Raw genomic sequence first — 14,554 nt, forward strand, 5'->3', positions numbered from 1 at the left:
GTTTCCCCCTCGTCGCTTTGCGCTGAGGCTGCGTGGGAACAGCCCAAGCCAGTCCAAGCCAGCGCGAGCCGGCGTCACTAGGCTGGCGGGGTGTGACCGGAAAGCCCGGCAACGATCTCTGGAGGGATCCACTATGCGCCGCCCCATCACCTCGACCTACCGCCTGCAACTGCGCGGAGCGCACGCCGACCCCTCGGGTCGGCATTTCGGCTTCGCGGAGGCGGCGGCCCTGGTGCCCTACCTGCGTTCGCTCGGCGTCTCCCACCTCTACCTCTCCCCCATTTTCACCTCGGTCAAGGAGTCGAACCACAACTACGACGTCACCGACCCGACCGTGGTCAACCCGGAGCTCGGCGGCATCGAGGGGCTGCGCGAGCTGGCAGCCGTCGCGCACGCGGCCGGTCTCGGTATCGTGCTCGACATCGTGCCCAACCACCTCGGCGTGGAAACGCCGCGCTTGAACAAGTGGTGGTGGGATGTGCTCAAACACGGGCAGGACTCCGAGTACGCCTCGTACTTCGACCTCGACTGGCACGACGACAACGGCGCCGGAGGCAAGCTCGGCCTGCCTGTCCTGGGCAGCGAGGGCGACGAGAAGGAGTTCGAGCTCGTCCACCTCGACGACATCGACGAGGACGTGCTGAAGTACTACGACCACTACTTCCCGCTCGCCCCCGGTAGCTTCGGCGGGCTCGACGACGACCCCAGGGACGTCTACCGCCGGCAGCACTACAAGCTCATGTACTGGCGCGACGGGGTCATCTCGTATCGCCGGTTCTTCTCCGTCAACGGCCTGGCGGGCATACGCCAAGAAGACCCGCTCGTGTTCGAGCAGACCCACCGGGTGCTACGCCAGCTCATCTGCGAGGACGTCATCGACGGCATCCGCGTCGACCACCCGGATGGGCTGGCCGACCCCTTCGACTACCTCACGCGCCTGCGCGGCCTCATCGGCGACAACAGGTGGCTCGTCGTGGAGAAGATCCTCGGGGTCAACGAGCCACTTGACCCGCGCCTAGCTGTCGACGGCACCACGGGGTATGACGCCATGCGCGAACTCGACGGCATCTTCGTCGACCGCAGCGCCGAGGATTCGATGAGCATGCTCGCGCTCAGGCAAACCGGCTCCACCTGGGACGAGGCCGCCATCGAGGCGGCAGAACACCAGCTCAAGCGCGACGTCGCACGCAGCGAGCTCGGTGCAGAGATCCGCCGTCTGACGCGCGCGATCAGGCGCGACAACTTCTCCACGGCGGGCTCCACAGTCTCCGACGAAGAACTGACCTCCACCGTCATCGAGCTCGTCGCCGCGATCCCCGTCTACCGCGCGGATTACATCTCGCTGTCGCGCATCACGTCGTCGGTTGTGGCAGAGATGGCGAGGAAGTTTCCGTCGAGAAGCGCGGCGCTCGACCTCATCTCTGCCGCGCTGCTAGCGAACGGCGAGGCGAAGACGCGCTTCGCGCAGGTGTGCGGCGCCGTGATGGCTAAGGGCGTCGAGGACACGTTGTTCTACCGCGCGAGCAGGCTCGTCGCCCTCCAAGAGGTCGGCGGTGCCCCGGGACGGTTCGGTGTTGCGGCGGCGGAATTCCACCTCCTGCAGCAGGAACGCGCGAACCTGTGGCCGTTGGCGATGACCTCGCTGACCACGCACGACACAAAGCGCACCGAGGACACCCGCGCCCGGATGATCGAGATCACCGAGACCGCCAGCGAGTTCGCCGAGCTGGTCCACCAGGTTTGCGCCATCGTGCCGTCCCCTGACGCTGCGGCGGGACATTTCCTGCTGCAGAACATCCTCGGAGTGTGGCCGCACGACGGTGTCGTCACCGACGCCTTGGCGGCGCGCCTCCACGAGTACGCAATCAAGGCGAGCCGCGAGGCGGGAGTAAACACCTCCTGGTTCGACCAGGACGAGGCGTATGAAAAGGCGATCATCGACTGGGTCGACGCGATTCTCTACGGCCCCGCCACCTCCCTGATCAGCTCGTATGCGGCGCGGCTGCACCGTGGCGCAGTCCAGGTCTCCCTCGGGCGTAAGCTCCTCCAGTTGGTCGGCCCGGGTATTCCCGACACCTACCAAGGCCAGGAACTCTTCGACCTCTCTCTCGTCGACCCCGACAACCGCCGCTTCGTGGACTACACCATGCGCTCCCAGCTCATCGCGCGCTACAACGAGCTCACCGAGAGTACCTCGCAGCCTGTGGCGCACTTCCTCGCCGAGGGCGCGACACCGGCGCAGAATGGGGAGCAGACCGGGGCGTATCCCGAACTGATTGGCACCATCGACCGCGCGAAGCTCGCCGTTGTCTGCGAGGGGTTGCGTCTGCGCCGCGAGCACCCGGGGATCTTTGCTGCCGGGGACCACCAGGCTGTGTTCGCCGTCGGCGAGGCCGAAAACCACGTCGTGGGTATCGCCCGCGGCGTTGAAGACGCCCCCGGCGCCGACGGCCTCGCAGTCATTGCCCTGGCCACTCGCTTCCCCTTGCAACTGGAAGAGCGCGGCGGTTGGGGCGAGACCACGGTGACGCTGCCGCAGGGGGCGTGGATCGACAGGCTCACCGGCGCACGCTTCGAGGGCACCGTCGACGCCGCGGACGTCTTCGCGACACTGCCGGCGGCGCTGCTGGTTCATGAGCGCCTCGGCGCCGAGCCCAGCCGCGGGGTATTCTAGCGGGGTCTATGAGAAGCGAACGCGGACGCCGCACGCCTGCCGACCCCAGCCGCGCGGCCAAAGTTCCAGACGCGGTCATTGCCCGGCTGGGCTCTACCTACTTTTCGTGGCTCAACGCCCATCCCGATGCCCACACCACCTTCGAGCAGGTGCTCACCGAGTTGCTTGGGGACGCCGGCGTGAACTTTGATCGGATCGACGTGCGCATCAAGTCCTGGCCGTCGTTGAAAGCCAAGGCTCGCAAGGTGCGCGACGGCGCGCCGGTGTACCCGGACCCGTGGAATGACATCCGCGACATCATCGGGGCGCGGATCACCGTGCTGCATTCGACGGAGATCCCCGCCGTGCTCAAGCTCCTGGCGGATTCCTTCGAGGTGCTGCGCAGCGTGGACAAGGCCAAAGAAACCCGCGTGTCCGGCACGTTCGGCTACGGCTCCCACCACCTCATCCTCAAGGTCACGGAGGAGACGGAGAGCCTGGAAAGCTACGCCGGAACCGTTTTTGAGGTCCAGGTCCGCACGATTTTGCAGCACGCGTGGGCGGAGTTCGAGCATGACATCCGCTACAAGCGTGCCAACGGTGGTACCGCCGACCCCCAGGTTGACCGCGCGTTCGCCCTCGCGGCGGGGCTCATCGAACTCGCCGACCAGCAGTTCGACCAGATCGCAGGTATTGAGCAGCCGCAGCACAAGGTGGACGAGAACGACGACGCTGAGCTCACCCCGGAAACTCTTCCTGGGGTACTCGCGGTCCTGCTGGGCAGCCGCTTTCCCGTGTCACGCCTGGAGGACTACCGCTTCTTGCTTGAACTGCTGCGCGCGCACGGCATCGAAAAGGTCTCGCAACTTGGTGAGCTCACCACTGACGCGGACGTCGAGGCAGTCTCCACGACGCTGGAATACGCCTTTGCTCCGGGCCAAGTCCGCATCGTCGACGACCTGTTGCTCCACCGCTTCGGCCAGGACCACATCACGCGCACCGTGGATGCCGGCAAACGGCCGAAGCTGCGCCGCAGCCGCCTGGCCAAGCGCCTTGCCGCGCTGCGCGGCGACTAACCGCCTACCCTTGCCCGCGCAGCCTGTCGATGGCGCGGCGGTCCTTCTTCGTGGGACGCCCGGCGCCGCGGTCGCGCACCGGCAGCGAGGCGAAAATGTCCCGTGGAGGCGGTGGCGGGGACGTATCGATGTACATGGTGCGCGCGACCGGTGCGCCGACCCGCTTGCGCACAAGGCCTGTCACCTCGTACTCGAGGTAGCGGTGGTCCTTCCACACCCTGATTGTGTCCCCCGGCACTACCTGGGCTGACGGTTTGGTGGCTTGTTCGTTGAGCTTAACGTGCCCGGCGCGCACCGCCTCGGCCGATTGAGAGCGCGTCTTGAACACGCGCACGGCCCACAGCCAGACGTCGATGCGTACGGCCGCTCCGTTGTCGTTGGTCATTGAGTGTGACTCACCCCGGCAGGTGCCTAGAAATTATCCCGGTGGTTGACGATCTTTTGCACCTTGCTGTAGTTCGACCATCCGCCGGCTACGGCTGCGATGAGGCCGAGAGCTAGAAACAGCCAGGAATTGAGAAGGACCGCCAGGGCGAGTCCGCCGGCGAGACCGCCGCCTGCCCAGACGACGGCGTTGCGGGAGTAACGGCGCACTGCCTGTTTACGCTGTTCAATGGGGTTGTTCGGGCGCGGCTGCAAAGTCATGGGCTCTACTTTACCGTCGCAACTTCGACCCACGTGTGCTGCTCGCCGTCTGGCGCGCGCAGCTCGGCGCTGCCCTTGGTCGCGGACGCGAGGAGCTCCTCGACGCGGCTGAGCTCCTCCGGGTCGAAGGCCACGGTGTAGCGCGCCATGGTGGCGTATTCCACCTCAGCGATCTCAACACCCGCGGTGCGCAGCTCTGCCTCGATGCGTCCTGCCTCGGCGTGCGGCAGGTCCACGCGCGCCCGCTGCATTTTGCGGCGGGTCACCCGCTCGACCTTGGCGAGCGCCTCGCTGACCGCGGCCGTGTACGCGCTGACCAGTCCTCCAGTGCCGAGCTTGACGCCACCGAAGTAGCGGATGACGACCACCGCGATGTCGGACATCCCGGAGCCGTTGAGGACCTCGAGCATGGGGCGCCCCGCGGTGCCGGAGGGCTCCCCGTCATCAGAGGAGCGCGCCACGGGCTGAGCGCCGTCGACCCGGTAGATGTAGGCCGAGCAATGGTGGCGCGCATCGGGATACGCCTCGCGCGCCCGGGCGATAAGATCGCGCGCTTCTTCTTCGGACTGCGCCCGCTCGACCCAGGTGATGAATCGCGAGCGCTTGATCTCGAGTTCGGCCGTGACCGTATCGCCGGCGCGCGGGCACTCGTAGGAATCGGCGGTGGTGGGTCCGGACATAGTACGGGTAATGTTACCGGGCAGCGCCGCAACCACCGCACCCACGTGTCTGTCTCGGCCTATACAGTGGCCTGTATGCCAACACCAGCGAGGTTCGATGTGTGGGCGCCTTTCGCCCACGACGCGAAGGCGACTGTGGACGGCGCCATATTTGACATGGAGCACGACCCGTCGCGCCCTGGCTGGTGGAAAGTGGCGGGCGATATCGTCCCGGAGCACGGACAGCGTTATTCGTTTTCGCTGTTCAACGGCACCGAGTGGTCGAAGCCTCTGCCGGATCCGCGCACGCGCTCCCAGCCCGACGGTGTCCACGGCCCGTCCGAGGTGGTCGCGACCGATTTCCCGTGGAGTGACGGCGCTTGGCGGGGCCGCGAGCTGCGCGGCCAGGTCATCTATGAACTGCACGTGGGCACGTTTAGTCCGTCGGGGACGTTCGCGGGGGTCGTCGATAAGCTCGGCTATCTTCTCGAGCTCGGCGTCACCACAATCGAGCTCATGCCCGTCCAACCCTTCGGCGGCGAGCGCAACTGGGGCTACGACGGGGTTGACTGGTTCGCGGTCCACGACGCCTACGGCGGGCCCGAGGGCCTCAAAGAGCTTGTCGACGCCGCCCACAACGCCGGCATCGGCGTCATCATCGACGTGGTGTTCAATCACTTCGGCCCGGACGGCAACTACAACGGCCAGTTCGGCCCGTACCTGACTACGGGCCGCACCGACTGGGGGGACGTGATCAACCTGTCCGGGCCCAGTTCGGACGAGGTCCGCACTTTCATCCTCGATGCGGTACGCCAGTGGCTCGACGAGTTTCACATCGATGGCCTGCGCCTCGACGCCGTCCACGCTTACGACGACCGCCTCGCCTACTCCATCATGGAAGAGATCCGCCGCACATCCGACGAGGTCGCGGCACAGACCGGCATCCCCCGCACCATCATCGGCGAGACCGACCAGAACGACCCGCGCATCATCAACGACGAATCCGTCGGCGGCTACGGGCTCTCCGCGCAGTGGTGCGACGACATCCACCACGCCATCCACACCCTCGTCACCGGCGAGAACCAGGCGTACTACATCGACTACGGCACTCTGCCGATCCTCGCCGATACCCTGGCCAACGGCTACCGCTTCCGCGGCGACTATTCCGAGTACCGCCGCCACACCCACGGCCGCCCGCTCGACCTCGACCACGTGGCTGCCTGGCGGTTGATCGCCTACACAACGACGCACGACCAGACGGGAAACCGGGCCGCGGGCGACCGACCGTCGCAAAGCTTGAGCCCCACGCAGCTCGCGCTCAAGGCCGCCGTCGTGCTGTTCTCCCCGTTCACTCCCATGCTGTTTATGGGCGAGGAGTTCGCCGCGCGCACGCCGTTCCCCTTCTTCGTCTCCCACACGAACGACGAGCTCAACAGGCTCACCGCACAGGGGCGCTTCACCGAATTCTCGCGGCTTGGTTGGGACCCGGAGGACGTGCCCGACCCCGCCAACCAGCAGACCTTTGACAGCGCACGGCTGAGTTGGGAGTTCGACGCGGACCAGGACGAGATGTTCGAGACCTACCAGGCGCTTCTCGGCGTGCGCGAGCAGTTCCACCTGGCCCGCGAGAGCCTGCGCGACCTTTCCGTCGCCCACGGCAACCCCGAAGACGGCGAGAGCTGGTTGCACCTGGGCTACGGCGATGTGTCACTCGTGGCGAACTTTGGCGCCGCCCAAACGACAGCGCCCGTCGGGGGCAGGCTCGTGTACTCCTTCAACGACCCGGTCGTCGAGGCCGCCCGCACGACGCTCGGGCCGTGGGAGTTCGCCATCATCGAGCACGGCGCGCGCAGCTAGTTCGCGACGATGAACTCGTATTCCTGTGTACCCGGCAGCAAGCGGCGGCACTCTATCGGCGATCCCTCCATCCGCTCGAGCAACGGGTCGAGGTCACTCGCCCTGCTCAATTCCAGGCCAACAAGTGCCACGCCGGTTTCGCGGTTGTTCTTCTTCAAGTACTCGAACAACACGATGTCGTCGTCCTCGCCGAGGATGTCGGTCAGAAACGAGCGCAGCTGCCCGGGCTCTTGGGGGAAGTTGACCAGGAAGTAGTGCTTGAGCCCGCGGTGGACCAGGGAGCGCTCCATCACCTCGGCGTAGCGCAACACGTCGTTGTTGCCGCCGGAGATGACGCAGACGACTGTGCTACCGGGCTCGAGGTTGACGCTGTTGAGTCCTGCGACGGACAGCGCGCCGGCGGGCTCCGCGATGATCCCCTCGTTCTGGTACAGCGCGAGCATCTCCGTGCACACCTCCCCTTCCTCGCTGGCGATGAGGTGGAGTCTGCTCTGGTTGCGCTCGAGGATTTCGTAAGGGAACTGCCCGGCGCGCTTGACGGCCGCGCCGTCAACAAACGGGTCGATCGAGTCCAGGGTGACGGGACCGCCCTTGGCCAGCGCGAGTGCCATCGACGCCGCGTGCGCCGGTTCCACGCCCACAACAGAGGTGCGCGGCGACATGTCTGCCAGATAGGAGATGACGCCGGCGGCGAGGCCTCCGCCGCCGATGGGAACGATCATGTGGTCGAGCCGGCGGCCCAAACCGGTGAGCTGTGTAAGCACCTCGGCGGCGACGGTTCCCTGGCCGATGACGGTTTCGCGGGCGTCGAAAGGCTCGATGATCGTAGCGCCCCGGCTGAGGGCGTACTCGCGCGCGGCCTCGGCGGCCTCATCGAAGGTGTTGCCCGTGACGACAAGTTCGATCGCGTCGCCACCATGGACGCGGATCCGGTCGCGCTTCTGCTTCGGGGTCGGCTTCGGCACGAAGATCGTGCCCTGGATGTTCATCGCCCGGCAGGCGTACGCCACGCCCTGGGCGTGATTGCCCGCGGACGCGGCGACGACACCCGCGCTCGCCTGCTCCGCGCTGAGCGAAGCAATGTTGAAATACGCCCCGCGGATTTTGTACGAGCGCACGTCTTGGAGGTCCTCGCGCTTGAGGTAGACCTCGAGGCCGTGCTGCTGCGACAGGCGCGGGCAGTACTGCAGCGGGCTCGGCTCGATCACGGTCGAAATCGCTGCCTGCGCCGCCTGAATGTCCGCGGCGTGTACTTCGTGGTGGTCGCAGCTAGTGGGGACCTGATGCACGGTTGCGGAATTCATGGTCGTTTAGTCTATCGCCCAGTTGGCCGCGCCGTGGCGGAACCTATGACTGTCTCGATTCGTCGCTCCGCCACGGTTTACCTCGTCTTCACCCAACGGCAAAGCAGAGTTGACCCTGTCGACACGCTGCGGGAATCCTGCCCTGATACCCCTGGAGCACGTAACGATTCCTGTGCCGGGTGCTACCTCAGCACCTGGCCGCAACGAAAGGTTCACCCGTGCTCCTCGGCCGCCACCTCCGCGCCAGCTCGACTCGTAACGCTCTCCCCGCTACTGCCCTCGCCCTCGCGATCGGATCGATCACCATCGCAGCTATTCCGGCCGGTGCCGCTGTCGTCGATACGCCTGTGTACGACCAGGCGGCCGCATCGACAGTCAAGCTCGATGTTCTCGGTTCATACGACACGGGCATCTTCGACCAATCCGCGGCCGAAATCGTCGCGTTCCACGCCGCCACCAACCGCCTGCTCACGGTCAACGCCGAAAGCGGCCAGATCGACGTCATCGATGCTTCTGACCCGACTGAGCTTTCCCTGATCGGTTCCGTCAGCGGCGGGGCCAACACCACCATCAACTCCGTGGCGGTGCGCGCGGATGGCCTCGCGGTTGCCACTGTCGAGCCGGACGCGGATAAGACACTGCCCGGTGAGCTCATCTTCTTCGATGCAGGAGCCGAGGACCTTGGCGAAGTTCTTGGCCGCGTGACGGTGGGATCCCTGCCCGACATGGTCGCGCTGACCGAGGACGGCGCCTATGCGTTGGTGGCGAACGAGGGCGAGCCGGCCGAGGACTACTCCGTCGATCCGGAAGGCAGCATCTCCGTAGTGACGCTGCCTTCCGCTGTGGCCGCAGCTTCGCAGGGTGACGTGCGCACAGCAGGCTTCGATGCGTTTGAGGGAACTCTGGCAGACAAGGGCGTGCACATCTTCGGCCAGGTCGGTGCGTCCACCACCGAAGCCCAGAACCTTGAGCCGGAGTACATCGCCACCGCCGGCGGCAAGGCCTACGTCACGCTGCAGGAGAACAACGCCGTGGCGGTCGTCGACATCGCCACAGCCACCGTGGAGGACGTCTTCCCGCTCGGTTACATCGACCGCACCGAGGTTGCCCTGGACGCCTCCGACAAGGATGGGACCATTAATCTCCAGAACTGGCCCGTGAAGTCCATGCTCCAGCCGGATTCCATCGCTGCCTACACCGCAGGGGGTACGACCTACCTGGTCCTGGCCAACGAGGGCGACGCGCGCGACTGGGATGCCTACTCCGAGGAGGCGCGCATCAAGGACTTCGGCAACGCCAAGAAGGGGGTTCCTGCGCTTTGCGACGGATTCGCCGGCATGACCGCTGAAGAGATCGCTGACTTCCAAAGCGATGACAACGCCGGACGCCTCAACGCCACCACATCCCGCGGGTTCAACGAAGAGCTGGGCTGCTACGAGGAGATCTACGTCTACGGCGGGCGCAGCTTCTCCATCTACACCGCCGACGGTCAGCGGGTCTTCGACTCCGGCAGCGAATTCGAGGAGATTACTGCCGAGGTCCTGTCTGAGTTTTTCAACTCAAACCACACCGAGACCTCCTTCGATACCCGCTCCGATGACAAGGGCCCGGAGCCGGAAGGCGTCGCAGTCGGCGAGGTCAACGGCCGGACGTACGCGTTCATCGGCTTCGAGCGTGTCGGCGGCGTCATTGTCTACGACATCACTGACCCAGCGGCGCCGGTTTATCAGGCATACATCAACAACCGCGACTTCTCTGTCAACATGAAAGAGGTCGCAGCCACCGGCGATCCCGCAGCCATCGCCGCGGGCCTCAAGCAGGCGGGCGACCTCGGTGCGGAGGGACTCGCCTTCATCCCCGCCGAGGACTCCCCGACAGGCACGGCCATGCTTGCGGTGGGCAACGAGGTCTCCGGTACGACGACGCTCTTTAAGGTGCAGTCGCTTCTCGACGCCTCCCCCACCACCCCAGCTCCGAGCAGCTCGCGCTCCACCGCTGCTGCTGGAAGCTCGGCGAGCTCGGTTGGGTCGTCGGCCGCCGCAGGCGTTTTCAGGATTCTGGCGGTGCTGCTGGGCGCGGCAGCAGCCGTCGCCGGTTTTGCTTTCCACCAGGGCTTGCTTCCCGCGCAACTGGTGGAGGCCATTACTGCCCTCCAACTGCCCACTATATAATTCAGTCCTACGCATCGAATCGGTATATGCCGGGCTTAGCTTTCTTACAGAAAACAGATAGACTCGGCGGACGAACGCCGGTTGAGGTCTTCTCCGAGGTTGCGAAACGCTCGGTCACGGGGGCCACGTTAAGCTATGCCGGCGATCCCACAACGATCTCGTTTGCATTGTCAAACACGACAAAGGAGCCCCTCATGAAGCGCTTTTCTACCGCAGTTGTCGCCGTCGCGACTGCCCTGTCCCTCACTGCTGCCCCGGCTATGGCGCAGTCCAATGATGATCAGCCCGCCACCGACTCTGCTTCGGGTTCCTCCACGGGTGTTCTCGTGGCCACCGCAACCGGCATCGCCGCTGCTGTTGCCACTACTGCAATGATCGTTGGCTCCAACCCGACCGGCATCAACAAGATCGTCGATCTGCTCCAGGCAAACGGCGTTCCGGTTCCGAACGTTCCGCGCTTCTAGGGCTGGCCCCAGCCCCTGCGCCGCGTGTTGGCGCCGCACGGCCCCGCCTCATCGATTCGATGGCGGGGCCGTTTGTGATGTCGGCCAATGAGACGGCGAGGTTCCTACGAGGCGAGAATCCCCGCGCCGAGGTTGGCCTTCAAATCGCCCATTAGGCTGGCGGAGCGCTCCACGCGCAAGTGGTCGCCGAGAACCATGAGACGCGCCTGGTCGCCGTGGACCAAGTTGAGGTAGACGTCCGAGTCACCGGGGTTCGCCGAGAGTACTTCCTTAAGTTTGCGGATCGTTTCGAGGGTGCATTGCTCGGTGCGCAGCGTTAAGCGCAGCGGCAATCCAGCACCGTTTCCGGGCCCAAGCTCTGGGACCTTGACGTCGTCTCCGAATAGGCTCATGCGCTCGTCGCGGATCGACACGTGAGCCTTGACCAGGATGATGTTGTCCTCGACGATCTGGGGCGCGACAAGCGCGTACACCTTGTTAAACAGCAACACGTCGACCTGCGCACCGCCGTGGTCCTCCACCGTGACAATCGCCCAGGGGGAACCGTCCTTCTTGGAGAACCGCCTATCGACGCTCGAGATCAACCCTCCGATGGTCACCTCCGCGCCGTTGCGCATCTCGCCGGAGAGGATGTCAGTCAGGCGAGTGTCCGTCTGAGCCGCGATCGCCTCCTCGAAGCCATCGAGCGGGTGGCCGGAGACGTAGAGGCCGAGCATCTCGCGCTCGAGCGCCAGCATGTGCTTGCGGTCCCATTCGTCGTCCGGAACCTCGATGGCGAACACTGCGGATCCGCCACTGTCCTCGTCGCCGCCAAAGCCCGCGAACAGGTCGAACTGGCCCTTATCAGCGGCCTTCTTCGTCGTCAGCACTGAATCGACGGCGTCCTCGTGCACGAGCATCAAGCCCTTGCGGGCGTGGCCAAGCGAGTCGAATGCCCCTGCCTTGATGAGCGACTCTGTAATGCGCTTGTTGCATGGCAGCAGGTCGATCTTGTCCAGGTAGTCAGAGAAGCTTGTGAACGCCCCCTTCGTGCGGCGTGTTTCCTTGATGGACTCCACCACTTCGACGCCGACGTTGCGCACGGCGGCAAGACCGTAGCGGATATCGGCGCCGACGGCCATGAAGTTCTCTTCGGACTCGTTGATGTCGGGCTGGAGCACGCTGATGCCCAAGTGACGGCAGTCGGCGAGGTAGATGGCCGACTTGTCCTTCTTGTCACCGACAGAGGTCAAAAGAGCCGCCATGTACTCGGCGGTGTAGTTCGCCTTCATGTAAGCGGTCCAGTACGACACAAGCGCGTACCCGGCGGCGTGGGACTTGTTGAACGCGTAGGACGCGAACGGCTCGATCGTGCCCCAGAGCGCATCCACCGCAGCCTTGGAGTAGCCGTTCTCAGCCATGCCGGCGGAGAACTTCGTGTACTCCTTGGCCAGAACCTCCGGCTTCTTCTTACCCATGGCTTTGCGGAAGCCGTCTGCTTCGCCGGCGGTGTAATTTGCCACCTTCTGGGAGATCCTCATGATCTGCTCCTGGTAGACGATCAGACCGTAGGTCTCGTCCAGGATCTCGCGCAGCGGCTCTTCCAGCTCGGGATGGATCGGGGTAATCGGCTTACGGCCGTTCTTACGGTCGGCGTAGTCCCAGTGAGCGTTGACACCCATCGGGCCTGGGCGGTAGAGCGCCAGCGAGGCAACGATGTCGTTGAAGCCCGTCGGGCGCATGCGCTTGAGCAGCTCCTGCATGCCGCCGGAGTCGAGCTGGAACACGCCGAGGGTGTCACCGCGCGAGAGAAGTTCGTAAACCGCCTCGTTGTCGATGTCGAGCGCCTCGAGGTCGATCTCCTCGCCGCGGTTTTTGCGGACGTTCTCGAGGGCGTCGCCAAGCACCGTGAGGTTGCGCAGGCCCAGGAAGTCCATCTTCAGCAGGCCGATGGCCTCGCACGCCGGGTAGTCCCACCCGGTGATGATGGCACCGTCAGAGGGGCGCTTCCACATCGGAATGTGGTCCATCAGTGGCACCGAGGCCATAATCACCGCGCAGGCGTGCACACCGGCCTGCCTGACCACGCCTTCTAGGCCGCGGGCGGTTTCGTAGATCTTCGCCACGTCGGGGTCGGTCTCGATGAGGCTGCGCACCTCGGCCGCCTCCGGATAGCGCGGGTGCTCGGGGTCGGTGATACCGGACAGCGGGATGTCCTTGGCCATGATCGCCGGCGGTAGCGCACCATTGATGCGGTCGGCCATCTGGAAACCGGGCTGGCCGAAGTTGACCTTCGCGGCGTCCTTGATGGCCTGCTTGGTCTTCACGGTGCCGAAGGTGATCACCTGGGCGATCTTGTCCTCGCCCCAGCGCTCGGCGGCGTAGGTGATCATCTCGCCGCGGCGGCGGTCGTCGAAGTCGATGTCGATATCGGGCGCGGACGGGCGTTCCGGGTTGAGGAATCGCTCGAAAAGCAGGCCGTGTTCCATCGGATCGATGTTGGTAATCGTCAGCGCGTAGGCGACGAGGGAGCCCGCCGCGGAACCACGGCCCGGGCCGACGCGGATGCCGATCTCGCGGGCGTGCTTGATCAGCTCAGCGACGATGAGGAAGTAGGACGGGTAGCCCTTCATATCGATGACGTCGATCTCGTAGTTCGCGCGCTCGGTGTAGTCGGCCGGCACCTCGGCACCCTCGAATCGCTCCTGCAGGCCCTTGTGCACCTCCTTGCGCAGCCACGTCGTCGGGGTCTCTCCCTCGGGCACGTCCGCGATCGGCATGCGGTCGTGCGGGTGTTCTTCCCACAGCTCGCTGTAGTCACCGACGCGCTCCGCAATCCACAAGGTGTTGTCGCAGCCGTCGGGAACAACCGTGTCCCACAGCTCGCGCATCTGCGCCGCGGACTTGATGTAGTAGCCGGTGCCGTCGAACTTGAACCGGTCCGGATCCAGCAGCGTCTTGCCAGTCTGGACGCACAGCATCGCCTCGTGGGCGGGCGCCTGCGTCTCCAACACGTAGTGGCAGTCGTTGGTCACCAGCGGCGGCAGGTCGAGTGCCTGGCCGATGCGCAGCAAGTCGTCGCGCACACGCCGCTCGATGTGGAGGCCGTGATCCATCAGCTCGAGGAAGTAGTTGTCGCGCCCGTAGATGTCCTGCCACATCGCGGCAGCCTCGAGAGCCGAGTCGTACTGGCCGAGGCGCAAGCGGGTCTGCACGTCACCGGACGGGCAGCCCGTGGTGGCGATGATGCCGTCGGCGTACTCGGCGATGAGCTCGGCATCCATGCGCGGCCACTTGCCTAACTGGCCCTCGTACGACGCGAGCGACGACAACCGGAAAAGGTTGCGCAGCCCGGTCGCGTTCTCCGCGATCATCGTCTGGTGGAGGTAGGCACCCGAGGCGGAGACGTCGTCGGATTTCTGGTCCGGGGTGCCCCACAACACGCGCTTCTTGTTCAGACGCGACTCCGGAGCCATGTAGGCCTCGATGCCAATAATTGGCTTGACTCCAGCGTCGACCATCTTGCGGTAGAACGCGTTCGAGCCAAACATGTTGCCGTGGTCAGTCATGCCGACCGCCGGCATCTTCTGCCGCACGACCTCCTCGGCCAGAAGGTCCACCTTGGCCATGCCGTCGAGCATGGAAAACTCTGTGTGGTTGTGCAAGTGGACGAACGAGGAGTTTTTGGCCATGGGGCTCATCTTAACGGGATGGTCAAGCGGGCCCGTGGGCGTCGATAAGCACGA

Annotated in this window: 10 protein-coding genes; 5 read left to right on the forward strand and 5 right to left on the reverse strand. The window is 65.1% G+C overall.

Annotation, left to right across the window (positions count from 1 at the left end; translation table 11 throughout):
- Positions 1-133: 133 nt before the first annotated feature.
- A complete protein-coding gene (gene treY, locus VVR41_RS03560; protein ID WP_368523629.1) occupies positions 134-2,674 on the forward strand; it encodes a malto-oligosyltrehalose synthase in 2,541 nt (846 codons plus the stop codon).
- An 8-nt stretch (positions 2,675-2,682) separates the two neighbouring features.
- Entirely contained in the window at positions 2,683-3,729 is a 1,047-nt protein-coding gene (locus tag VVR41_RS03565) for a GTP pyrophosphokinase family protein (RefSeq protein ID WP_368523630.1), read from the forward strand.
- Between the two features lie 4 nt (positions 3,730-3,733).
- Here the strand turns inward: VVR41_RS03565 and VVR41_RS03570 are convergent, their stop codons facing one another.
- Genes VVR41_RS03570 through VVR41_RS03580 form a run of 3 tightly spaced genes read right to left on the reverse strand, consistent with a single transcriptional unit; the run spans position 3,734 to position 5,054 of the window.
- On the reverse strand, positions 3,734-4,114 hold the full coding sequence (locus VVR41_RS03570) for an RNA-binding S4 domain-containing protein (protein ID WP_368523631.1): 381 nt from the start codon (positions 4,112-4,114) through the stop codon (positions 3,734-3,736).
- A gap of 26 nt (positions 4,115-4,140) precedes the next feature.
- Positions 4,141-4,374, reverse strand: a complete 234-nt coding sequence (locus tag VVR41_RS03575) for a hypothetical protein (protein ID WP_321104026.1) — start codon at positions 4,372-4,374, stop codon at positions 4,141-4,143.
- Between the two features lie 5 nt (positions 4,375-4,379).
- A complete protein-coding gene (locus tag VVR41_RS03580) occupies positions 4,380-5,054 on the reverse strand; it encodes a YigZ family protein (RefSeq protein WP_321104025.1) in 675 nt (224 codons plus the stop codon).
- Between the two features lie 75 nt (positions 5,055-5,129).
- On the opposite strand from VVR41_RS03580, the gene treZ reads away from it, so the two are divergent.
- On the forward strand, positions 5,130-6,890 hold the full coding sequence (gene treZ, locus VVR41_RS03585) for a malto-oligosyltrehalose trehalohydrolase (RefSeq protein ID WP_368523632.1): 1,761 nt from the start codon (positions 5,130-5,132) through the stop codon (positions 6,888-6,890).
- Here treZ and ilvA read toward each other — a convergent pair.
- A complete protein-coding gene (ilvA, locus tag VVR41_RS03590) occupies positions 6,887-8,194 on the reverse strand; it encodes a threonine ammonia-lyase IlvA (protein ID WP_368523633.1) in 1,308 nt (435 codons plus the stop codon). The genes treZ and ilvA overlap by 4 nt on opposite strands.
- A gap of 218 nt (positions 8,195-8,412) precedes the next feature.
- On the opposite strand from ilvA, the gene VVR41_RS03595 reads away from it, so the two are divergent.
- Complete coding sequence (locus VVR41_RS03595) at positions 8,413-10,365, forward strand: choice-of-anchor I family protein (protein ID WP_368523634.1); 1,953 nt, start codon at positions 8,413-8,415, stop codon at positions 10,363-10,365.
- A 194-nt stretch (positions 10,366-10,559) separates the two neighbouring features.
- Positions 10,560-10,829: a hypothetical protein gene (locus tag VVR41_RS03600; protein ID WP_368523635.1), complete on the forward strand. Its 270-nt coding sequence runs from the start codon at positions 10,560-10,562 to the stop codon at positions 10,827-10,829.
- A gap of 104 nt (positions 10,830-10,933) precedes the next feature.
- Here the strand turns inward: VVR41_RS03600 and dnaE are convergent, their stop codons facing one another.
- Positions 10,934-14,500, reverse strand: coding sequence for a DNA polymerase III subunit alpha (dnaE, locus tag VVR41_RS03605; protein WP_368523636.1), 3,567 nt, complete (start codon positions 14,498-14,500; stop codon positions 10,934-10,936).
- Positions 14,501-14,554 lie beyond the last annotated feature (54 nt).

It is taken from the genome of Corynebacterium sp. LK2510 (assembly GCF_040946405.1).
In the GTDB taxonomy this organism is placed as follows: Bacteria; Actinomycetota; Actinomycetes; order Mycobacteriales; family Mycobacteriaceae; genus Corynebacterium.

Bases quoted from the DNA above. Each gene is read 5' to 3' on its own strand.
- treY (WP_368523629.1), top strand. From the start codon at position 134: ATGCGCCGCCCCATCACCTCGACCTACCGCCTGCAACTGCGCGGAGCG.
- VVR41_RS03565 (WP_368523630.1), top strand. From the start codon at position 2,683: ATGAGAAGCGAACGCGGACGCCGCACGCCTGCCGACCCCAGCCGCGCG.
- VVR41_RS03570 (WP_368523631.1), bottom strand. From the start codon at position 4,114: ATGACCAACGACAACGGAGCGGCCGTACGCATCGACGTCTGGCTGTGG.
- VVR41_RS03575 (WP_321104026.1), bottom strand. From the start codon at position 4,374: ATGACTTTGCAGCCGCGCCCGAACAACCCCATTGAACAGCGTAAACAG.
- VVR41_RS03580 (WP_321104025.1), bottom strand. From the start codon at position 5,054: ATGTCCGGACCCACCACCGCCGATTCCTACGAGTGCCCGCGCGCCGGC.
- treZ (WP_368523632.1), top strand. From the start codon at position 5,130: ATGCCAACACCAGCGAGGTTCGATGTGTGGGCGCCTTTCGCCCACGAC.
- ilvA (WP_368523633.1), bottom strand. From the start codon at position 8,194: ATGAATTCCGCAACCGTGCATCAGGTCCCCACTAGCTGCGACCACCAC.
- VVR41_RS03600 (WP_368523635.1), top strand. From the start codon at position 10,560: ATGAAGCGCTTTTCTACCGCAGTTGTCGCCGTCGCGACTGCCCTGTCC.
- dnaE (WP_368523636.1), bottom strand. From the start codon at position 14,500: ATGGCCAAAAACTCCTCGTTCGTCCACTTGCACAACCACACAGAGTTT.